Raw genomic sequence first — 21,359 nt, 5'->3', positions numbered from 1 at the left:
GTTTAGAGTGTCCGCTGTACTTCAATGGTGTCGAAGACTTCGATCTGGTCACCGACCTTGACGTCATTGTAGTTCTTGACGCCGATACCGCATTCCATGCCCTGACGGACATCCTGCACGGCATCCTTGAAGCGACGCAGCGACTCGAGCTCGCCCTCGTAAACCACGACATTGTCGCGCAGTACGCGGATACGCTTGTTGCGGTGCACGGTACCCTCGGTCACCATACAGCCTGCCACCAGGCCGAGCTTGGGCGAGCGGAAGACATCGCGGACTTCGGCGATACCCACGATCTGCTCGCGGAACTCCGGCGACAGCAGACCGGTCATGGCCTGCTTCACGTCATCGATGATGTCGTAGATCACGCTGTAGTAGCGCAGTTCCAGACCTTCACGTTCGACGATGGCCTTGGCCTGGTTGTCAGCACGCACGTTGAAGCCGATGATCAGCGCACTCGAAGCCACGGCAAGGTTTGCCTCGGTCTCGGAGATACCACCGACACCGCCGGCGACGATATTGACCTTCACTTCGTCGGTGGACAGATCTTCCAGCGCCTGAGTCAGGGCTTCGAGGGATCCGCGCACGTCCGCCTTGAGGACGATATTCAGCGACTTCACATCGCCGGCCTGCATGTTGGCAAACAGGTTTTCCAGCTTGGAAGCCTGCTGACGCGCCAGCTTGATCTCGCGGTACTTGCCCTGACGGAACAGTGCAACTTCACGCGCTTTCTTCTCGCTGCTGACGGAGGCAAAGTCGTCACCGGCACCCGGGGTGCCGTCAAGACCGAGGATTTCCACCGGAATGGACGGACCGGCTTCTTCAATGTCCTTGCCGCTTTCGTCGCGCATCGCACGGATACGGCCGTAATGCAGACCCGCCAGCACGATATCGCCCTTGCGCAGGGTACCGTTCTGAACCAGCACGGTGGAGACCGAACCGCGGCCCTTGTCCAGGCGGGACTCGACCACAACACCCTGAGCCGGTGCTTCGGGTACGGCATTCAGTTCCAGTACTTCAGCCTGCAGCAGGATGGCTTCAAGCAGCTTGTCGATGCCCTCGCCCGTCTTGGCAGATACGCTGACGAACTGGACTTCGCCGCCCCACTCTTCAGGGATAACATCGCGCTGAGCCAGTTCGTTCTTGACGCGATCCGGATCGGCATCTTCCTTGTCGACCTTGTTCACGGCCACAACCAGCGGCACGCCAGCCGCTTTCGCGTGCTGTACAGCCTCTTCGGTCTGCGGCATGACGCCGTCATCGGCGGCCACAACCAGGATAACGATGTCAGTCAGCTTGGCACCACGGGCACGCATGGCGGTAAAGGCCGCGTGTCCCGGTGTATCCAGGAAGGTGATCATGCCGTTGTCGGTTTCGACGTGGTAGGCACCGATATGCTGGGTAATACCACCGGATTCGCCCGCGGCCACCTTGGTGGTACGGATGTAATCGAGCAGTGAGGTCTTGCCGTGGTCAACGTGACCCATGACGGTGACCACAGGCGCACGGCCCTGGGTCTCGCCCTGCTGCTGCTGGATGGTTTCCATCAGCGCAGACTCAACCGCGTTTTCCTGCATCGGCTTGGCAACGTGGCCCATCTCTTCCACGATCAGCGTCGCTGTATCCTGGTCGATCACCTGGTTGATGGTCGCCATGGCGCCCATCTTGAACATCACCTTGATGACCTCGGCCGCCTTGACCGACATCTTCTTGGCCAGTTCCGCCACGGTCAGGCTCTCGGGCAGCTGCACTTCATGCACCTGGGGTGCCTGCGGCTCCTTGAAACCATGCACGTTAGGCTTGCCACCGCGTGCACGGCCCTTGCCAGGACCACGGCTCAGCTTGCCACCACGACGACCGTCACGGTCATCGCCGCCGAAGCCGCGACCGGTGCCGCGGGCAGACTTGGCACCACGGGACGGTTTCTTGTCATCCGTCGTGGTACGGCGTGCCAGCTGCTGCTGTTTTTTCTTCTCCTTGCGCAGAGCCTCTTCACGGGGGTCTGCCTTGGAGGCCGGCGGTGCCAGCTGTTCTTCACCCTCAACGGCCTTGACCGACTTGGTGTCGATTGCAGCGGCAGCGGACGGCGCGGTTTCAGGCTTCGCTGCAACCGGAGCGGCAGCCGGAGCAGGCGCAGCGGCCTGTTCAACGGCTGCGCTCACAGGCTGCTCTGCTACCGGCTCTGCCGGTGCCGCTTCGCCTTCAGCGTCGGCACGCTTGACGTAGGTGCGTTTCTTGCGCACTTCGATGTTGATCGTCTTTTTCTTGCCGGAGGCACCGGAGACTTTCAACTGCGACGTTGTCTTGCGCTTGAGGGTGATTTTCTTCGGCTCGCCAGACTCGGCGTTTTCACCGTGGCTGCGCTTGAGGTAAGTCAGCAGGTCCTGACGCTCGCCTTCGGACACCTTGGACCCATCGGCCTTACCTTTGATACCTGCGTCCTGCATTTGCTTGAGCAAACGCTCGACGGAAACACCAACCACATCGGCAAGTTGCTGTACTGTTACTTCTGCCATATTGGTTTTCTCTCCTAATCCGTTGACCCAGACTCATCGTCCGCAAACCAGGGAGCCCGGGCGGTCATGATCAGTACTGCGGCTTTCTCTTCATCGATGCCTTCGACATCCAGCAGATCCTCGACAGCCTGTTCAGCCAGGTCTTCCATCGTGATCACACCCTTGGCCGCCAGCAGGAAGGCGGTATGACGATCCATACCTTCCATTTCCAGCAAATCTGCCGCAGGCTCTGCGTTTTCAAGCACCTCTTCACTGGCTATCGCCAGGTTAAGCAGGGCATCCTTGGCTCGGGAACGCAGTTCTTCAACCGTGTCCTCATCGAAGCCATCGATTTCAAGCATTTCGTCGACTGGCACATACGCCACCTCTTCGAGGGAGGTAAAGCCTTCAGCGACCAGCACTTCGGCCATGTCTTCATCGACATCCAGGTGTCGCGTGAAGATTTCCATGATGGAGCCGAGTTCCGATTCCTGCTTTTCAGCCGCCGCTTCTTCGGTCATCACGTTCAGCGTCCATCCGGTCAGCTCACTGGCCAGGCGCACATTCTGGCCGCCACGGCCAATGGCCATCGCCAGGATTTCCTGCGCGACAGCCACATCCATGGAATGTGTCTCTTCGTCGATGACGATAGAAGCCACATCCGCTGGCGACATGGCGTTGATTACCAACTGCGCAGGATTGTCGTCCCACAGAATGATATCGACGCGCTCGCCATTAAGCTCATTGGACACCGCCTGAACACGCGCACCGCGCATGCCGACACAGGCACCCACCGGGTCGATACGGCCGTCATTGGTTTTGACGGCGATCTTGGCACGCGAACCCGGATCACGCGCAGCGGCGCGAATCTCGATGACCTCTTCGGCGATTTCCGGCACTTCGATGCGGAACAGCTCGATCAGCATCGCCGAACAGGAGCGGCTCAGCACCAGCTGCGGGCCACGGCCTTCGGCCCGGACTTCGTTCAGAATCGCACGGACGCGATCACCCATGCGGAAGGTTTCCCGACCGATAAGGAATTCGCGCGGCAGCAGCGCTTCAGCATTATTGCCCAGATCGACAATAACATTGTCACGTGTCACCTTCTTGACGCTGCCCGAAATCAGCTCGCCGACGCGATCCTCATACATGGCAACGACCTTGGCCCGCTCGGCTTCACGTACCTTCTGCACGATAACCTGTTTGGCGGTCTGGGCGGCGATGCGGCCAAACTTGACCGATTCCACCGCCTCTTCATAGGTATCACCCGGCTGCAGGTTCGTGTCCAGTTCATGGGCTTCCTGTAGCGTAAGCTCGGTTCCAAGCGCCGCCACACCTTCATTGCTGACAACCAGCCAGCGACGGAAAGTATCGTAATCGCCGGTTACCCGGTCAATTTCAACCCGGATTTCGGCCTCTTCGTCGTATCGCTTTTTGGTTGCTGTCGCCAGTGCCAGTTCGATCGCTTCGAAGATGACCTGCTTGGGCACATCCTTTTCGTTCGAAACTGCTTCTGCTACCAGTAGAATCTCTTTATTCATGCCACTGCCTCGCTCAAGCCTTCGCGTTCCTTAGAACTGCGGAACTACGTTCGCACGATCGATGGAGTCGATCGGCAACAGATATTCTTCTTTATCTACGATAACCAGGACTTCGTCGCCTTCGACGCCGTTCAGCAGCCCCTTGAACTTGCGACGCCCTTCGAACGGCACACGCAGACGTATTTCAACCTTATGCCCGGTAAAGGCAACATATTGTTCAAGTGTAAACAGCGGACGATCCAGCCCAGGTGATGAAACCTCCAGGTTGTACTGGCCGCTGATCGGTTCCTCAACATCCAGCACGCCGCTGATCTGATGACTCACCTTGGCGCAGTCGTCAACGGTAATGCCATTTTCGGCATCGATATAGACGCGCAGTACACTGTGAACACCGTGGGCAAGATATTCGATGCCCCACAGCTCGAATCCGAGCGATGCTACGCCCGGCTCGATCAATTCATGTAGCAATTTCAGCTTTGCTGACACCGACAAACCTCTTGTTGGCAAGCACCGATACGGACGCCGGAAACAAAAAATGGGTCACTGTTGGACCCATTGCTGATCGCGGCACCAATGCCTTGATTTACCTACGAAAAAGCCCCTAAAGAGGGGCCTTTTCGAAGATACACGAATAAGGTGGTAGCGGGGACAGGATTTGAACCTATGACCTTCGGGTTATGAGCCCGACGAGCTACCAGACTGCTCCACCCCGCAACAAACAGGTGCGCTATGATACACGCTTCCTGCCTTTCTTTCAATATGGTGCCCAAGGCCGGACTCGAACCGGCACGTCCTAGGGACACTACCCCCTCAAGATAGCGTGTCTACCAATTCCACCACTTGGGCAACACCAGGTTGGTACTTACTCGGCGCTGGGCACGTCGGCATCAGCCGCAGGCTCAGGCGCACTTTCAAGTACCGGCAGCTGCGGCTCAACCGCACTGCTCTCGATCACGGCCGGCGCTGGAATACCAGCATCGCCAACCGTTTCGGCCTTGTCCTTTGCGAACACGGCCAAAACAAAACTGGTCACAAACAGACCCACCGCCATAACCGCGGTCATCCGACCCAGGAAACTGCTGTTACCCTGACTGCCGAATACGGTCTGGGAAGCGCCGCCACCGAAGGCAGCACCGGCTTCTGCACCCTTACCCTGCTGCAGCAAGACCAGAGCGATAATCGCAGCGGCGAGCAGCACGTGTGCAACCAGAACCAGAGTTTCCATTTAATCAACCATTTGCCGATGCGCCTGCAGCAGCACTGCAGATCGCAAGAAAATCTTTTGCCTTCAGAGAGGCTCCACCTACCAGACCACCGTCAATATCAGGCTGCGCAAATAGCTGCGCCGCACTGTCGGCAGTGACGCTGCCGCCGTACAAAATTCGAACCTTGAGCGCGGCCGCGGCGTCGTACTCGGCGATCAGCGCACGCAACGCCTGATGCACTTCCTGCGCCTGCTCCGGCGTTGCCGTCAGACCCGTTCCGATGGCCCAGACCGGCTCGTACGCGATAACTGTACCTGCCAGCGCCACCGTATCGGCAACGTCAAGCACCGCTCTGAGCTGCCGAGCGACCACATCCAGCGTCTGCCCTGCCTGCCGCTCTTCCAGCGTCTCACCGATACAGACGATCGGTGTTACACCTGCTGCCACAGCAGCGAGAAACTTGCTGGCCACCTGGCTGTCATCTTCGCCAAACAGTGCGCGACACTCGGAATGCCCCAGAATTACATACTGGACATCGAACTCGGCAAGCATGGATAGCGAAATATCGCCGGTATATGCACCCTTTTCGAAAGCGGAGGCATTTTGCGCCCCCAGGGCAACACGAGTGCCCTGCAGCAGCGCTGCGACCTGCGGGATATACACCGCAGGCGGGCAAACCAATACATCGATATTATCGTTGCCGGATTGCGTACTCAGAAGGCCTGTAACCAGTTCAGCATTGGCTGCCAGGTTGCCGTTCATCTTCCAGTTTCCAGCCACGATACTCTTACGCATCGGTATCCCCTCTCGAAAGAGGCGCAAATATTAACTGAGGCGACTTTAAGATACAAGCGCCTGCAAGGCTTTTTCAACATCATCCGCGAGTTCGCGACAGAGCCGTGCCACAAGCGCTCCATCCTCACCTTCAATCATGACGCGCACCACAGGTTCAGTGCCGGACGGGCGCAACAGTACCCGGCCAGAGCTACCCAGCTCGGCCTCGGTCCGCGCTACGGCAGCATCGATTGCGGCAACGCCGTCAATATCCACTCGCCTGGCGACCCGCACGTTGATCATCTCCTGCGGCAACTTGCTCATCCCGGCCTTGAGCTGTGCCAGCGTTTCACCACTTTCCACCATGGCCTTGAGCACCTGTAGCCCGGCCACGATACCATCACCGGTGCTGGTCAAATGGCGGCAGACCACGTGACCGGAATTCTCGGCGCCGAGGAACCAGTCTCTGCGGTCCAGCTCTTCCAGCACGTAGCGGTCACCCACCTTGGCACGCACGAAGGGTATTTCGGCGCGCTGCAACGCCAGCTCAAGCCCGTAGTTGCTCATCAGGGTACCAACAACCCCTCCGGCAAGGCGACCATGCAGCTGCATCTGACGCGCGATGATAAACAGGATTTCGTCACCATCCACGACCTCGCCGGCGGCATCCACCAGGATCACCCTGTCTCCATCACCGTCCAGCGCGATACCGACATCCGCCTGCTCGGCCAGCACGCGCTGCTGCAGCGCCGCGGGATCCGTAGCACCGCACTTTTCATTGATGTTAATGCCATCGGGTGAGGTCGCCATGCGGATTACCCGGGCACCGAGTTCCTCGAAGACCTGGGGGGCTACGTGGTAGGTCGCGCCATTGGCGCAGTCGAGCACGATACGCAGGCCTTTGAGGCTCAGGGCTCCGCTCACCGTACCCTTGCAGAACTCGATGTAGCGTCCGGCGGCATCGTCGATGCGTCGGGCCTTGCCAAGCTCGTGGGACTCCACCGTAGACATGGCGATATCCATCTGGGCCTCAATCGCCTGCTCGACTTCGTCCGGCAGCTTGGTACCTGATGCCGAGAAAAACTTGATGCCATTGTCGTAAAACGGATTGTGGGACGCACTGATCACGATGCCGGCATCGGCACGAAAGGTCTTGGTCAGGTAGGCAATGGCCGGCGTCGGCATCGGGCCCGTGAGCAAAACATCAACCCCCGCCGCAGACAGCCCGGCTTCCAGCGCCGACTCGAACATGTAACCCGAGATACGGGTGTCCTTTCCAATCAGAATACGGCTTTGCCCCGAACGGGCAAACACCTTGCCCGCCGCCCAGCCCAGCTTGAGGACGAAGTCCGGTGTTATCGGATGCTGTCCCACCTTGCCGCGTATGCCATCCGTGCCAAAATAACGTTTCGTCACGCCTGCTCTCCTCTGGATTCCTTTATTACCGCCTCGGCCATGCGTACTGCATCGACCGAAGCCGCGACATCATGCACTCGAATAATTCTGGCGCCGCGCTCGACGGCCATGACGGCGGTCGCGAGCCCTCCCGCCAGACGCTGATCTACGGGCCGGTCCAGTGCCTGCCCGATCATGCTTTTGCGCGACGTACCGACCAGCAGCGGCAGGCCCAGCGACTCCAGACGCTGCATCTGGTTTAGCAGGCGCAGATTGTGCTCCAGCGTCTTGCCAAAGCCAAACCCCGGATCCAGCAGGATGCGCTCGCGGCAGATACCCACCTGCTCGCAGGCAACCACTCGCTGCTGTAAAAAGTCGCCAACCTCGGCAATGATATCCTCATAGTGTGGTGCCAGCTGCATATCCGCCGGGGTATTGCCCTGCATGTGCATCAGGCAAACGGGCAGCCCGGTGGCGGCTGCGGCCTGCAGCGCACCTTCGCGCCCCAGCGCGCGCACATCATTCAGCATTCCCGCCCCCAGGCGCGCCGACTCGGTAAACACCTCGGGCGTACTGGAATCGATCGAAACGATGACATCCAGCTCGCGCAGGATCAGCTCCAGCGCCGGCAGCACTCGATCCAGCTCCTGCTGCACGCTCACAGGTGTCGCGCCCGGGCGAGTCGACTCACCACCCAGATCAAGAATGGTGGCGCCCGCTGCGACCATCGCGGCGGCGCGCTGCAGTATCAGGTCGCCCGCCAGCTGTCCGGCCTGGTACAGAGTACTCCCGTCCGAAAAGGAATCAGGGGTCACATTCAGGATACCCATGATCTGCACTCGCCCGAGATCGAGCTGCCGTGCACCACATTGCAGTCGGCTGTTCTTCACTACCTTGCCTCCAAAACAAAAAGGCCAACCCTGCCGGGCCAGCCTTTTTCAATATTAATCGGTGCCGGTTAAATCAGTGCAGCTTGCGATCCGTAGACTCCGGCATATCGGGGTCATCAGCCCTGGGGGCTTCATCCACAGCGGCATCCCGTTGCCCGTCACTGCTGTCATCAGCCGGCGTTTCGGCACGCGGCTCAGCCTCAGCCTTCGCACCACTGCCGTCGGCTTCCGGAGATGCGCCGTCAGTTTCAACCCAGCCATCCGGCGGAGACACGGGCGCGCGCGCCATCAGTTCATCGAGCTGCGACGAGTCAATGGTTTCGTACTTGATCAGCGCGTGCGCCATAGCCTCGAGAATGTCGCGGTTGTCTTCCAGCAACTTGTGCGCCTGCGCATAGCAGTCGTCGATAATGGTGCGCACAACCGAGTCGATCTGGCGCTGCGTTTCTTCCGAGGTCTGCTTGGCAGGTGCGCCATAACCACGGGTGAAGGGATCGCCGTCCTCTTCGTCATACAGCAGGGGTCCCAGCTCCTCGCTCAGGCCCCACTTGGTGACCATGTTGCGTGCCAGGCTGGTGGCGCGCTGAATGTCGTTGGAAGCGCCGGTGGTTACGCCATCCTTGCCCAGGGTCATTTCCTCGGCAATACGGCCACCATAGAGCGAGCAGATATTGGAAATGAGCGTACGGCGGCTATGGCTGTAACGGTCTTCCTCTGGAAGGAACATGGTCACACCCAGGGCGCGGCCGCGGGGAATAATTGAGACCTTGTATACCGGGTCATGCTCGGGCATCAGTCGACCGACGATGGCATGACCGGCTTCATGGTACGCCGTGTTCAGACGCTCCTTGTAGGACATGACCATGGACTTGCGCTCGGCGCCCATCATGATCTTGTCCTTGGCCTTTTCGAACTGCAGCATGCCAACGGTACGGCGACTGTCACGGGCAGCGAAAAGCGCCGCCTCGTTTACCAGGTTGGCCAGGTCCGCACCGGAAAAACCGGGCGTGCCGCGGGCAATCAGCTCGGGCTTGACGTCATCGCCCAGCGGTACCTTGCGCATGTGAACCTTGAGAATCTGCTCGCGGCCGCGGATGTCCGGCAGGCCAACGTGTACCTGGCGGTCAAAACGACCGGGGCGCAGCAGCGCCGGATCAAGCACGTCTGGCCTGTTGGTCGCAGCGATGACGATGACTCCCTCGGTGCCTTCGAAACCGTCCATCTCAACCAGCAGCTGGTTCAGCGTCTGCTCGCGCTCATCGTTGCCACCGCCCATGCCAACGCCACGGTGACGGCCCACCGCATCGATTTCGTCAATGAAGATGATGCAGGGCGCGTTCTTCTTCGCCTGCTCGAACATGTCACGGACACGGGACGCACCCACACCGACGAACATTTCAACGAAGTCGGAACCCGAAATGCTGAAGAACGGCACCTTCGCCTCGCCGGCAATGGCCTTGGCCAGCAGCGTCTTGCCGGTACCGGGACTGCCGGACATCAGCACGCCGCGGGGAATATGACCGCCCAGGCGCTGGAAACGCCCAGGATCGCGCAGGTAATCGACCAGCTCCTTGACGTCTTCCTTGGCCTCTTCGACACCGGCGACATCATCGAAAGTCGTCTTGATCTGATCCTCGCTCATCATGCGTGCCTTGGACTTGCCAAAGGACATCGGCCCCTTGCCACCGCCGCCGCCCTGCATCTGACGCATAAAGAACATGAATACGGCAATAATCACCAGTATCGGGAAGGATGCCACCAGTAGCTGGGTCCAGATGCTCTGCTGCTCAGGCTGCTTGCCCTCAATGATGACCTTGTGCAGCAGCAGGTCGTCGACCAGCTTGGGATCCTGCAGGGCAGGACGAATGGTTTCGAACCGCTCCCCGTTCTGCCGCTGCCCAACGATGGTATACCCATCGATCACAACCTTGGACACACGGTCAGCCTGGACTTCCGCCACGAAGTCGGAATAAGTAAGTCTGCGGGAATCTCCCTCGGCATTGAAGTTATTGAAAACGGTCAGCAGGACCGCCGCAATAACCAGCCAGAGGACCAGATTCTTTGCCATATCGTTCAAAGGACTACCCTCAATTGACGCTCAAGCACGAAAATTCGCGCTTCAAAAGTACACCAGTTTAACTGGCCTGACTACTTCACTCACCACCCGTACCTGACGGCAGGGTCGGTGGTGTACTGCGGGCTGTTCAGCCCTTGAAGCCTGTTCCGAGCAGGTAGACCTCACGGGAGCGCGCGCGCGATGCATCGGGCTTGCGGGTCACAACCTTGGTGAAGCTCTGCCGTACATCCGCGTGATAGGCATCGAATCCCTCTCCCTGGAACACTTTAACCAGAAAGGATCCGCCCGGCTTGAGTACCTGGCGCACCATATCCAGCGCCAGTTCGACCAGATACATCCCCGCAGGCTGGTCAATTCCGGACATACCACTCATATTGGGGGCCATATCGGAAATTACAAGGTCTGCCGGCGCATCCCCGAGCGCGGCCAGAATCTGCGCCAGCACAGCCTCATCGGTAAAGTCACCCTGAACAAACTCAACACCGGCCAGCGAGTCCATCGGCAATATGTCCGACGCCACAACCCGGCCACGATCACCCACCAGTTCGCTCGCCACCTGGGACCAGCCACCGGGGGCCGCGCCCAGGTCGACCACCGTCATGCCAGGGCGCAGCAGCCGGTCCTTGTCGTTCAGTTCCTTCAGCTTGTAGCTGGCGCGCGAACGCATGCCGTCGGATTTCGACTGTTTGACGTAGTGGTCATCAAAATGTTCCTTTAACCACTGACCACTGCTTTTAGATCTCGCCACTTGTATTTCCAGACCGATCAATGGTTGCAACGCTACTCAGCGATAGGCAACTCAGGTAAAATGGTAGATTGTTTTCATCGCGGCCCGTTGTAACACGCAAGCCGGACCCACACAATCACGAGGCAACGTATTCTAGTATGAGCCTGACGCCCGAGCAAAAGAAGCAGCTGCGCACCATCGGCCACAAACTGAACCCGATCGTGACCGTTGCCGGTAAGGGACTGACCGAGAACCTGCAGCTTGAAGTCGATCGTGCCCTGGACGACCACGAACTGATCAAGGTGAAGTTTGCGGTTGGCGAGCGCGAAATCAAAAAGCAGCTTATCCAGGAACTCTGCACCATCGTGGAGTGCACCCTGGTGCAGGAAATTGGCAACATTGCCCTGATTTACCGCAAGGCACTGGAACCCAATCCCAAGCTGTCCAACTTGCTGCGCTAGGCCTTAGCGCCACATAAAAAAACCGCCTGCTGGCGGTTTTTTTATGTCAGGGCACGGTCAGATGTGCTTCACCTCGATGATTTCATACTCGATTTCCCCACCGGGTGTCGCCACACAGGCAATATCGCCTTCTTCCTTGCCGATCAAGGCACGCGCAATCGGCGAATTCACCGAAATCTTGCTCAGCTTGATATCAGCTTCGTCATCACCGACGATCTGGTAATTCACCTCATCACCGCTATCAATGTTGGCGATCAGTACCGTGGCGCCGAAGAAGACCTTGCCGCTATGGGGAATCGTGGTGACATCGATTACCTGGCATTGCGACAGCTTGGATTCAAGTTCCTGTATCCGGCCTTCAATGAAACCCTGCTGTTCACGCGCCGCATGATACTCGGCATTTTCCTTCAGATCGCCATGCTCGCGCGCCGTGGCAATGTCCGCGATCACGCGCGGACGATCCTTGGACTTCAGACGGTCCAGCTCTGCGCGCAGTGCTTTTTCGCCACCTACTGTCATCGGGACACGTTTCATTTCGCGATACCTGCATGCAAGTCCTGAAGGCTGCGTACGACCTTCTCTTCACCGTACTCCAGCGCCATGGCCATGGCTTCAGCGCCAGCCAGGGTCGTGGTGTAAGGCACCTTGTGCTGCAGCGCGCCGCGGCGAATCTCAGACGAGTCAGCAATCGCCTTGCGGCCTTCCGTGGTATTGATCACATACACAATTTCTTCGTTCTTGATCATGTCCACGATGTTCGGCCGGCCTTCCATGACCTTGTTCACCGCCGTTGCCGGCACATTGTGCTCGGCCAGCAGCTTGACCGTACCGCCGGTACCCACCAGGGAGAAACCGAGATCCACCAGGGACCTGGCAACCTTGACCACGCCTGCCTTGTCGACATCGCGCACCGAGATGAAGGCCTTGCCTTTCTTCGGCATTTTCTCGCCTGCGCCGATCTGGGCTTTCATGAAGGCTTCACCAAAGGTGGCTCCCACGCCCATGACTTCACCGGTCGACTTCATTTCCGGGCCCAGGATCGGGTCCACGCTCGGGAACTTGTTGAACGGGAACACCGCTTCCTTGACGTAGAAGTTGCTCGGCACGATCTCCTCGGTAAAGCCCAGTTCCTGCAGGGATTTTCCGGTCATGACCAGGGCCGCGACCTTGGCCAGGGACACACCAATGCACTTGGAAACGAAAGGCACGGTGCGGGAAGCACGCGGGTTGACTTCGATAACGTAGATTTCACCGTCCTGGTAGGCCAGCTGCACGTTCATCAGACCGACAACACCGAGTTCCAGCGCCATTTTCTTGACCTGCTCGCGCATCTCGTCCTGCACGTCTGCCGCCAGGCTGTACGGCGGCAGCGAGCAGGCGGAATCACCGGAGTGAACACCGGCCTGCTCGATGTGCTGCATGATGGCGCCGATCACGACGGTCTTGCCGTCGCAGATCGCATCGATATCGACTTCAACGGCGGCATTGAGGAAGTGATCCAGCAATACCGGCGCATCGTTGGACACCTTCACGGCGCTGGTCATGTAGCGGCGCAGTTCCTCTTCCTTGTAGACGATCTCCATCGCCCGCCCGCCCAGCACATAGGACGGACGCACAACCAGCGGATAGCCGATCTTGGCCGCTTCGATAACGGCGGCTTCCAGGCTGCGAACAGTCGCGTTCTGCGGCTGTTTCAGCCCCAGGCGCTTGAGCATCTGCTGGAACTGTTCACGGTCTTCGGCACGGTCAATCGCTTCCGGGCTGGTACCGATAATCGGTACGCCGGCCTGCTCCAGCGCGACCGCCAGCTTCAACGGCGTCTGGCCACCGTACTGAACGATGACGCCCTTGGGCTGCTCAACGGCCACAATCTCCAGCACGTCTTCCAGCGTGATCGGCTCGAAGTAGAGGCGGTCAGAGGTATCGTAATCGGTGGACACCGTCTCGGGGTTACAGTTGACCATAATGGTCTCGTAACCGTCTTCCCGGGCGGCCAGGGCGGCATGCACGCAGCAGTAGTCGAACTCGATGCCCTGACCGATACGGTTAGGGCCACCGCCAATCACCATGATCTTGTCACGCGTCGACGGATTGGCCTCGCACTCTTCCTCGTAGGTCGAGTACATGTAAGCCGTATCCGTCGCAAACTCGGCCGCACAGGTATCCACACGCTTGTAAACCGGACGCACGCCCAGGCTATGGCGCTGCTTGCGGAACTGTTTCTCGCTCACACCCAGCAATTTGGACAGGCGCGCATCCGAGAAGCCCTTGCGCTTGAGGCGGTAGACCTGATCCTTGTCCATGTCGGACAGGGCCATGCGGGAGACGCGCTCTTCATCCTTGATGAGGTCTTCAAGCTGCACCAGGAACCAGGGGTCCACGCCGGACAGTTCGTAGATTTCCTCGACGCTCATGCCCAGACGCAGGGCATCACCGATGTACCAGATACGCTCGGCGCCGGGCTGCTTGAGCTCGCGAATGATATCGCTGCGCGCATCTTCGCTTTCCAGGTCGACAATCGGGTCCAGACCGGTCGCGCCCACTTCCAGGCCGCGCAGTGCCTTTTGCAAGGACTCCTGCTGAGTACGGCCGATAGCCATGACTTCACCCACGGATTTCATCTGGGTGGTCAGGCGGTCGTTGGCCTGGGGGAATTTTTCAAAGGTAAAGCGCGGAATCTTGGTCACGACGTAGTCGATGGCCGGCTCGAAAGACGCCGGCGTACGGCCACCGGTGATGTCGTTCTGCAGCTCATCCAGGGTGTAGCCGATCGCGAGCTTGGCGGCGATCTTGGCGATCGGGAAGCCGGTCGCCTTGGACGCCAGTGCAGACGAGCGCGATACACGCGGGTTCATCTCGATCACCACCATGCGGCCGGTTTTCGGATCGATACCGAACTGGACGTTGGAACCGCCGGTTTCAACGCCGATCTCCCGCAGGACGGCGATGGAGGCATCGCGCATCAGCTGGTATTCCTTGTCCGTCAGCGTCTGGGCCGGTGCCACGGTGATGGAATCCCCGGTGTGCACGCCCATGGCATCGAAGTTCTCGATGGTGCAGACGATGATGCAGTTGTCGTTCTTGTCTCGAACGACCTCCATCTCGTATTCCTTCCAGCCGATCAGGGATTCGTCGATCAGCAGCTCGTTGGTCGGGGACAGGTCCAGACCACGCTCGCAGATTTCGACAAATTCTTCACGGTTGTAGGCGATACCGCCGCCCGATCCACCCATGGTGAAGGACGGACGAATGATCGCCGGGAAGCCGATAGAAGCCTGCACCTGCAGCGCTTCTTCCATGCTGTGGGCGATCATGGCACGCGGGCATTCAAGGCCGATGGACTTCATTGCCTTGTCAAAACGCTCGCGGTCTTCCGCCTTGTCGATGGCATCCTGGCTGGCGCCAATCATCTCAACGCCGAACTCGGCCAGTACGCCTTCGCGATCCAGATCCAGCGCACAGTTCAGTGCAGTCTGGCCGCCCATGGTCGGCAGCAGAGCGTCCGGGCGCTCCTTTTCAATGATTTTCGCAACCGTTTTCCAGTTGATCGGCTCAATATAGGTCGCGTCCGCCATCGCCGGATCGGTCATGATGGTGGCCGGGTTGGAGTTCACCAGGATAACCCGGAAACCTTCTTCGCGCAGCGCCTTGCAGGCCTGAGCACCGGAATAGTCGAACTCACAGGCCTGGCCGATTACGATCGGCCCTGCACCTAGAATCAGAATACTTTTAATGTCCGTACGTTTTGGCATCGATATAAACCAGTCAAATCTGTTAGCTGTATCTGGGTGTCGCTCAGGCGCCCTGGCGGGCCTTCATCTGTTCGATAAAGCGATCGAACAGCGGCGCGACATCCTGCGGCCCCGGGCTCGCTTCAGGGTGTCCCTGGAAGCTGAAAGCGGGTCGGTCAGTCAGTTCAATACCCTGCAAGGAGCCGTCGAACAGCGACTTGTGGATAGCACGTACATTCGACGGCAGGGTGGTTTCGTCGACCGCAAAACCATGGTTCTGGCTGGTGATCATCACGCGGGATGAATCCAGATCCTGTACCGGATGGTTCGCGCCGTGGTGGCCAAATTTCATTTTCATGGTCTTGGCACCGCTGGCCAGCGCCAGCAGCTGGTGCCCGAGGCAAATACCAAATACCGGCAGATCGGTCTCGCAGACCGCCCTGATAGCCTCAATTGCGTAATCGCAGGGTTCCGGGTCACCGGGGCCGTTGGACAGGAAAACACCATCCGGATTGAGGGCCAGCACATCTGCGGCGGGGGTCTGCGCCGGTACAACCGTCAGGCGGCAGCCGCGTTCTACCAGCATGCGCAGGATATTGCGCTTTACACCGTAGTCATAGGCAACAACGTGGAACGGCTGCTCGGACGCGTTCTTGTCGGTGTGGCCGACACCGAGTTCCCAGGTGGAGGAGTTCCAGCTGTAGATTTCCGAGGTGGAAACGACCTTGGCCAGATCCATGCCCTTAAGGCCCGGAAATGCCTTGGCATCAGCCAGCGCAGCCGCCTCATCAACCGAATCACCGGCCATGATGCAGCCGTTCTGCGCACCTTTTTCACGCAGAATACGCGTCAGGCGACGGGTATCAATATCGGCGATACCGATAATATTGTTGGCTTTCAGGTACTCATCCAGCGACTGTTCACTGCGAAAGTTGCTCGCCAGCAAAGGCAGATCACGAATTACGAGACCGGAGACCCAGGTCTTGGCAGACTCTTCGTCTTCACTGTTGGTGCCGACGTTACCGATGTGCGGGTATGTCAGGGTTACGATCTGACGGCAGTAGGACGGGTCTGTCAGGATTTCCTGATAGCCTGTCATGGAGGTGTTAAAAACCACTTCTCCGCTGGATTGGCCGTCGGCACCAATTGCCACCCCCCTGAAAATACTACCGTCTTCAAGGGCCAAAATGGCTGGTCTCGTCAAGTGAACCTCCCCCGCGCGATGCGTTACAAACAAGCCGATACAAAAATAAACAGGTGCAAAAAAGCGAGGTAAAACCGAAACTTTACCTCGCTCTATAGAATTTTGGGTTTAGCCACCCCTGCGGGCAGGCAAACCGGCGGTATTCTAGTCGATTGTTACCCAGCTGTCCACGCGCAGTACGGCCTTACTGCCCGGGAGCGTCCTGGGCATACTTCAAGCAGCACTTCGCAGCGCCCATGAAAGCTATAAGAATCATCAAGTTGCTGACACATAAGCGCCAGCAGACAATGATGTCCAACGCCATACTGAACCGGGCCGGCGCCACAGAGTCTGACGATTGAGACCCAAACTGCGGGAGTACACAATGAAACCGTTGCATAGAGCCCCACTGATACTGACGGCAGCGGTACTGGCCAGCTGCGCATCTCCCAGCTACTGGTATGAACCGCCGACCCCCGACTCGCTCAACCCCCTGACGCTGAATGGCAACTGGCAAGGCCTGGCCCGCCACGCCTACTCTCACAAGGTGGCCTATGGCGCACTTGCAGGTGCTGTCGAAATTGACTGTGCGCGCTATCAGGACCTGATCAGCCTGAGCGTCCAGGACGGAAAAGTTGAGGGCACTCTAGGAAGGGCACCGAGCTTTAATTTCAGTACCACCATCAATGCCAGCGGCGAATTCAGACACCAGATGCCTGTACGCGGCGACACCTGGATCTATGGCGGCGTCGGCATTTTCAACAACGAGCCCCAGCTAAAAATATGGGGCAAACTGGATTCCGCCAGCGGTATCGGTACCGGGCAGATTGCCGTAACCCCAAAAGATGAAACTCTGGGATGTGGTGGACGCTTTCAGCTCAGCCACAACTCAGCTGCACCACCACAAGCTCAGCTTGGCACACCCTTCAAGGTTCAATACTGGATCAACCGCGCCGAAGGCAGCAACCGCAGCCACAGGTCCTGGCCCAGTCGGTAAACGTCGGGCCATAACGGAACCCCCGGCCTCTGCGAGACCGGGTTTTCGTTATTAAATGCTTGGCGATGACCTACTTGGTATGCCCCTTGGGTACTCACAATGCACTACCATCGGCGATACCGCGTTGATGTGCAGGGACGCACGAATGCCGCGAGAGCAGGGATACTCGGGAGCGGCCGCTACTGGGCGCGTGCTGCGGATAAAGAGCGGATGGGATCAGGTGGCTTTTTTGCGGCCTTAGACTTTTTTCAAATCCCACATACAAAAACACCCCAACCAGAGGTCGAGGCGTTTTCGTTGAATAAATGCTTGGCGCCTCGGCGCTGCGCTTGAGCCGTCCCGCGGGCCCATAGGCCGCGGTCGTCAAAACGGGTCAAAGCTGCGCTTCGACAAATCCCGTTTTGACCCTACTATCACATGGCAGGGCGGCCGCCAGCGGCGCTGTTTACCTGCCCCATGTGAGAGTCATCGCCAGCGTCGATCCATAACGGAAAAACCCCGGCCTCTGCGAGACCGGGGTTTCCGTTATTAAATGCTTGGCGATGACCTACTCTCACATGGGGAAACCCCACACTACCATCGGCGATACCGCGTTTCACTACTGAGTTCGGGATGGGATCAGGTGGTTCCACAGCTCTATTGTCGCCAAGCAAAACTTGTACAATATGGATTCTGGTAATGATCAGATTTCTCTGTTCACTACGTGCCTTAATTCGAGGGTGCGTGCTTTTTGAAAGCGCGCTTTGTCTTGTCTGCAGCACAAGCTCTTGCCAATGCTCAAAAATCTTGTCTCTCGTGCTTTTCGGCTGCGTTTCGTCAGCCGGCAACCAAACGCCTTGGGCGTTATATGGTCAAGCCTCACGGGCAATTAGTACGGGTTAGCTCAACGCCTCGCAGCGCTTACACACCCCGCCTATCAACGTCTTAGTCTTAAACGGCCCTTTAGGGGACTCAAGGTCCCAGTGAGATCTCATCTTGAAGGGGGCTTCCCGCTTAGATGCTTTCAGCGGTTATCCCGTCCGAACGTAGCTACCCGGCAATGCCACTGGCGTGACAACCGGAACACCAGAGGTTCGTTCACTCCGGTCCTCTCGTACTAGGAGCAACTCTTCTCAAATCTCAAACGCCCACGGCAGATAGGGACCGAACTGTCTCACGACGTTCTAAACCCAGCTCGCGTACCACTTTAAATGGCGAACAGCCATACCCTTGGGACCGGCTTCAGCCCCAGATGTGATGAGCCGACATCGAGGTGCCAAACACCGCCGTCGATGTGAACGATGTGATGTGAACTCTTGGGCGGTATCAGCCTGTTATCCCCGGAGTACCTTTTATCCGTTGAGCGATGGCCCTTCCATACAGAACCACCGGATCACTAGAACCTACTTTCGTACCTGCTCCACGTGTCAGTGTCGCAGTCAAGCACCCTTATACTCTTGCGCTCATTGCATGATTTCCGACCATGCTGAGGGTACCTTCGTGCTCCTCCGTTACTCTTTGGAGGAGACCGCCCCAGTCAAACTACCCACCACACAATGTCCTCGAACCGGATCACGGTCCAGAGTTAGAACCTCAACAGTGCCAGGCTGGTATTTCAAGATTGGCTCCACGCAGACTGGCGTCCACGCTTCAAAGCCTCCCAGCTATCCTACACAAGCAATGTCAAAGTCCACTGTGAAGCTATAGTAAAGGTTCACGGGGTCTTTCCGTCTAGCCGCGGGTAAACTGCATCTCTTAACAGCTATTTCAATTTCACTGAGTCTCGGGTGGAGACAGTGTGGCCATCGTTACGCCATTCGTGCAGGTCGGAACTTACCCGACAAGGAATTTCGCTACCTTAGGACCGTTATAGTTACGGCCGCCGTTTACCGGGGCTTCGATCAAGAGCTTCGCTTGCGCTAACCCCATCAATTAACCTTCCGGCACCGGGCAGGCGTCACACCCTATACGTCCACTTTCGTGTTTGCAGAGTGCTGTGTTTTTAATAAACAGTCGCAGCCACCTGGTATCTTCGACTCCCAACAGCTCGCCCCGCAAGGGGGTCACACCATCAGGAGCGTGCCTTCTCCCGAAGTTACGGCACCATTTTGCCTAGTTCCTTCACCCGAGTTCTCTCAAGCGCCTTGGTATTCTCTACCTGACCACCTGTGTCGGTTTTGGGTACGGTCAGCAGTAACCTGAAGCTTAGAGGCTTTTCCTGGAAGCGTGGCATCAACGACTTCAGTCCACATGGGACCTCGTCATCAGATCTCAGTCTTAGGGGACCCGGATTTGCCTAATCCCCCAACCTACATCCTTAAACGCAGACAACCAACGCTGCGCTCGCCTAGCCTTCTCCGTCCCCTCATCGCAGTTACTGCCGGTGCAGGAATTTAACCTGCTTCCCATCGACTACGCATTTCTGCCTCGCCTTAGGGGCCGACTCACCCTACCTCGAATAGCGTTGGATAGGAAACCTTGGTCTTCCGGCGTGGAGGTTTTTCACCCCATTTATCGTTACTCATGTCAGCATTCGCACTTCTGATACCTCCAGGATGCCTCACAGCTTTCCCTTCAACGGCTTACAGAACGCTCCTCTACCATGCCATAAAATGGCATCCACAGCTTCGGTGTATCACTTAGCCCCGTTATATCTTCCGCGCAGGCCGACTCGACTAGTGAGCTATTACGCTTTCTTTAAAGGGTGGCTGCTTCTAAGCCAACCTCCTAGCTGTCTGAGCCTTCCCACATCGTTTCCCACTTAGTGATAACTTTGGGACCTTAGCTGGTGGTCTGGGTTGTTGCCCTTTTCACGACGGACGTTAGCACCCGCCGTGTGTCTCTCCATGATTGCACTCACCGGTATTCGGAGTTTGCATCGGGTTGGTAAGTCGGGATGACCCCCTAGCCGAAACAGTGCTCTACCCCCGGTGGTGAGACATGAGGCGCTACCTAAATAGCTTTCGAGGAGAACCAGCTATCTCCGGGCTTGATTAGCCTTTCACTCCGATCCACAGGTCATCCGCTAACTTTTCAACGGTAGTCGGTTCGGTCCTCCAGTTGATGTTACTCAACCTTCAACCTGCCCATGGATAGATCGCCCGGTTTCGGGTCTAATCCCAGCAACTAAACGCCCTATTAAGACTCGGTTTCCCTACGGCTCCCCTATACGGTTAACCTTGCTACTGAAATTAAGTCGCTGACCCATTATACAAAAGGTACGCAGTCACGGTCTCAAGAACCGCTCCCACTGCTTGTACGTACACGGTTTCAGGGTCTATTTCACTCCCCTCACAGGGGTTCTTTTCGCCTTTCCCTCACGGTACTGGTTCACTATCGGTCAGTCAGGAGTATTTAGCCTTGGAGGATGGTCCCCCCATGTTCAGACAGGATAACACGTGTCCCGTCCTACTCGTTTTCATTGATAAGGCGCTTTCGCATACGGGGCTATCACCCACTATGGCGGCACTTTCCAGGGCCTTCTGCTAACACCAAACCAACTTAAGGGCTAGTCCCCGTTCGCTCGCCGCTACTAAGGGAATCTCAATTGATTTCTTTTCCTTCGGGTACTTAGATGTTTCAGTTCCCCGAGTTCGCCTCTTAAAGCCTATGTATTCAGCTAAAAGATACCCAGCAAGCTGGGTGGGTTTCCCCATTCAGACATCTCCGGATCAAAGGTTGTTTGCCACCTCCCCGAAGCTTTTCGCAGGCTACCACGTCTTTCATCGCCTCTGACTGCCAAGGCATCCACCGTGCACGCTTCGTCACTTGACCATATAACCCGAAGGCGTCTGGTAAGGACGAGAGTTCGATAAGATTTTTCGCCATTGGCGCTTGTACTACAGTACAAGACATATCTCGAATTAATTCGAATCCATATTGTTAAAGAGCGATAAAGCGAGCTTGA

The 21,359-nt window shown here is 57.7% G+C and carries 14 protein-coding genes, 2 tRNA genes and 2 rRNA genes; 2 read left to right on the top strand and 16 right to left on the bottom strand.

Annotation, left to right across the window (positions count from 1 at the left end):
* Nucleotides 1–2 precede the first annotated feature (2 nt).
* The 11 genes from infB to rlmE form a co-directional block, all read right to left on the bottom strand.
* A complete protein-coding gene (gene infB / locus KDW95_RS16660; RefSeq protein WP_255852935.1) occupies nucleotides 3–2,513 on the bottom strand; it encodes a translation initiation factor IF-2 in 2,511 nt (836 codons plus the stop codon).
* A 14-nt stretch (nucleotides 2,514–2,527) separates the two neighbouring features.
* Nucleotides 2,528–4,033: a transcription termination factor NusA gene (gene nusA, locus KDW95_RS16655; RefSeq protein WP_255852934.1), complete on the bottom strand. Its 1,506-nt coding sequence runs from the start codon at nucleotides 4,031–4,033 to the stop codon at nucleotides 2,528–2,530.
* A gap of 30 nt (nucleotides 4,034–4,063) precedes the next feature.
* Complete coding sequence (rimP, locus tag KDW95_RS16650) at nucleotides 4,064–4,519, bottom strand: ribosome maturation factor RimP (protein WP_255852933.1); 456 nt, start codon at nucleotides 4,517–4,519, stop codon at nucleotides 4,064–4,066.
* A 151-nt stretch (nucleotides 4,520–4,670) separates the two neighbouring features.
* A tRNA-Met gene (locus KDW95_RS16645) sits at nucleotides 4,671–4,747 on the bottom strand.
* A 46-nt stretch (nucleotides 4,748–4,793) separates the two neighbouring features.
* Nucleotides 4,794–4,879 (bottom strand) — tRNA-Leu (locus KDW95_RS16640).
* A gap of 16 nt (nucleotides 4,880–4,895) precedes the next feature.
* Complete coding sequence (secG, locus tag KDW95_RS16635) at nucleotides 4,896–5,258, bottom strand: preprotein translocase subunit SecG (protein ID WP_255852932.1); 363 nt, start codon at nucleotides 5,256–5,258, stop codon at nucleotides 4,896–4,898.
* Nucleotides 5,259–5,262: 4 nt separating this feature from the next.
* The gene (gene tpiA / locus KDW95_RS16630; protein WP_255852931.1) at nucleotides 5,263–6,033 is read right to left on the bottom strand and encodes a triose-phosphate isomerase; all 771 of its coding nucleotides are present in this window, start codon (nucleotides 6,031–6,033) and stop codon (nucleotides 5,263–5,265) included.
* Between the two features lie 45 nt (nucleotides 6,034–6,078).
* On the bottom strand, nucleotides 6,079–7,428 hold the full coding sequence (gene glmM, locus KDW95_RS16625; RefSeq protein ID WP_255852930.1) for a phosphoglucosamine mutase: 1,350 nt from the start codon (nucleotides 7,426–7,428) through the stop codon (nucleotides 6,079–6,081).
* The gene (gene folP / locus KDW95_RS16620) at nucleotides 7,425–8,237 is read right to left on the bottom strand and encodes a dihydropteroate synthase (protein ID WP_255856532.1); all 813 of its coding nucleotides are present in this window, start codon (nucleotides 8,235–8,237) and stop codon (nucleotides 7,425–7,427) included. The genes glmM and folP overlap by 4 nt, the downstream gene beginning before the upstream one ends.
* A 133-nt stretch (nucleotides 8,238–8,370) precedes the next feature.
* Nucleotides 8,371–10,365: an ATP-dependent zinc metalloprotease FtsH gene (ftsH, locus tag KDW95_RS16615; RefSeq protein ID WP_255856531.1), complete on the bottom strand. Its 1,995-nt coding sequence runs from the start codon at nucleotides 10,363–10,365 to the stop codon at nucleotides 8,371–8,373.
* A gap of 136 nt (nucleotides 10,366–10,501) precedes the next feature.
* Nucleotides 10,502–11,122 carry a 23S rRNA (uridine(2552)-2'-O)-methyltransferase RlmE gene (rlmE, locus tag KDW95_RS16610; protein ID WP_255852929.1) on the bottom strand — a complete coding sequence of 207 codons (621 nt, stop codon included), beginning with the start codon at nucleotides 11,120–11,122 and terminating at the stop codon, nucleotides 10,502–10,504.
* A gap of 137 nt (nucleotides 11,123–11,259) precedes the next feature.
* Between rlmE and KDW95_RS16605 the strand changes: the two genes are divergently transcribed.
* On the top strand, nucleotides 11,260–11,562 hold the full coding sequence (locus tag KDW95_RS16605) for a YhbY family RNA-binding protein (protein ID WP_067386679.1): 303 nt from the start codon (nucleotides 11,260–11,262) through the stop codon (nucleotides 11,560–11,562).
* A 57-nt stretch (nucleotides 11,563–11,619) separates the two neighbouring features.
* Here KDW95_RS16605 and greA read toward each other — a convergent pair whose 3' ends face one another.
* Genes greA through carA form a run of 3 tightly spaced genes read right to left on the bottom strand, consistent with a single transcriptional unit; the run spans nucleotide 11,620 to nucleotide 16,497 of the window.
* On the bottom strand, nucleotides 11,620–12,096 hold the full coding sequence (greA, locus tag KDW95_RS16600) for a transcription elongation factor GreA (RefSeq protein WP_255852928.1): 477 nt from the start codon (nucleotides 12,094–12,096) through the stop codon (nucleotides 11,620–11,622).
* Nucleotides 12,093–15,314, bottom strand: coding sequence for a carbamoyl-phosphate synthase large subunit (gene carB, locus KDW95_RS16595; protein ID WP_255852927.1), 3,222 nt, complete (start codon nucleotides 15,312–15,314; stop codon nucleotides 12,093–12,095). Before carB ends, greA begins: the two co-directional genes overlap by 4 nt.
* Nucleotides 15,315–15,357: 43 nt before the next feature.
* A complete protein-coding gene (gene carA / locus KDW95_RS16590) occupies nucleotides 15,358–16,497 on the bottom strand; it encodes a glutamine-hydrolyzing carbamoyl-phosphate synthase small subunit (RefSeq protein ID WP_255852926.1) in 1,140 nt (379 codons plus the stop codon).
* A gap of 364 nt (nucleotides 16,498–16,861) precedes the next feature.
* Here carA and KDW95_RS16585 point away from each other — a divergent pair, with 364 nt between their 5' ends.
* Nucleotides 16,862–17,473, top strand: a complete 612-nt coding sequence (locus tag KDW95_RS16585) for a hypothetical protein (RefSeq protein ID WP_255852925.1) — start codon at nucleotides 16,862–16,864, stop codon at nucleotides 17,471–17,473.
* A 534-nt stretch (nucleotides 17,474–18,007) separates the two neighbouring features.
* Here the strand turns inward: KDW95_RS16585 and rrf are convergent.
* Both rrf and KDW95_RS16575 read right to left on the bottom strand, forming a co-directional pair.
* Nucleotides 18,008–18,123, bottom strand: a 5S ribosomal RNA gene (gene rrf, locus KDW95_RS16580).
* Nucleotides 18,124–18,320: 197 nt separating this feature from the next.
* A 23S ribosomal RNA gene (locus KDW95_RS16575) occupies nucleotides 18,321–21,226 on the bottom strand.
* Nucleotides 21,227–21,359: the final 133 nt, after the last annotated feature.

This window comes from Marinobacterium rhizophilum (assembly GCF_024397915.1).
Lineage (GTDB): Bacteria > Pseudomonadota > Gammaproteobacteria > Pseudomonadales > Balneatricaceae > Marinobacterium_A > Marinobacterium_A rhizophilum_A.
Note: the sequence above shows the minus strand (reverse complement) of the source record. Positions and strands in the feature narration are given on the sequence as shown.